The sequence below is a fragment of the Vibrio sp. 1727 genome, from assembly GCF_033344415.1.
In the GTDB taxonomy this organism is placed as follows: Bacteria; Pseudomonadota; Gammaproteobacteria; order Enterobacterales; family Vibrionaceae; genus Vibrio; species Vibrio alginolyticus.
Genome location: NZ_JAWPOT010000096.1, coordinates 1 through 1024, shown reverse-complemented (window position 1 = coordinate 1024; position 1024 = coordinate 1). Strand labels below are relative to the sequence as shown.

Genomic DNA, 1024 nt, shown 5'->3' with positions numbered 1-1024 from the left:
AACTAAGATTCTTCTTTCTGCTCCAGCTGTTTTTCAACAGCTTTCAAGCGTTTGTTCATCTCGTCAATACGGTGAACACGAGTTGCCGTCTTGCGCCATTCTCGGTTCGTCTGTAATGGGATACCTGATGAATAAAGACCCTTTTCTTCGATACTGCGCATTACCATGCCCATACCGGTGATGGCAACACCATCTGCGATAGTGATGTGGCCATTTAGAACCGACGCGCCGCCGATCTGACAGTACTTACCAATTTTAGTACTGCCGGCGACAATAGTACCACCTGGCATCACGGTACCATATCCGATCTGCACGTTATGTGCGATTTGAAGTTGGTTATCAAGAATCACATTATCTTCAATAATGGTATCTTCAAGTGCACCACGGTCAATCGTAGTACATGCACCAATCTCGACGCGGTTACCAATGCGCACAGAACCAAGCTGAGGGATTTTAATCCACTCGCCTTTATCGTTCGCATAACCAAAACCGTCAGAGCCAATGACTGTGCCAGATTGAACCAGACAGTCATCGCCCAATGATACTTCATGATAAATTGTCACATTAGCCCAAAGCTTGGTGTTGTTCCCCAGCTTCGCGTTTTTACCGATAAAGCAACCTGCGCCAATAACAACGTTATCACCCAGTTCAACCCCCGTTTCAATAACCGCGTTTGCGCCAACTGCAACGTTTTCACCCATCTTCACATCGGATGCAATCACTGCACTCGGTGCAATGTCTTCAGCAGGTTTTGGTGTGGTATCCATAGCCTGAACAACACGAGCGAATGCAACATAAGGGTCAGCAACGACAAGTGCATTACCAGCACACTGGTCCTTATGCTCTGCCTTCACCATCACCACTGTTGCTTTACATTCAGATAGATGCTTTGCGTATTTTGGGTTAGACAAGAAAGTCACGTCACCTTCTTGCGCTTTATCCATTGGAGCTACACGGCCAACGACGAGTGACTCGTCACCAAATAGCTCACCCCCGGTAATTGTCGCCAACTCGGCTAATGTCA

1 protein-coding gene is annotated in these 1024 nt (G+C 47.2%); it reads right to left on the bottom strand.

Annotated elements, in window-relative coordinates; translation table 11 throughout:
* Positions 1–2: 2 nt before the first annotated feature.
* Positions 3–1024 (bottom strand): UDP-3-O-(3-hydroxymyristoyl)glucosamine N-acyltransferase (gene lpxD, locus R8O10_RS24045; RefSeq protein ID WP_318191800.1); only part of this gene is annotated, 1022 nt, incomplete at its 5' end.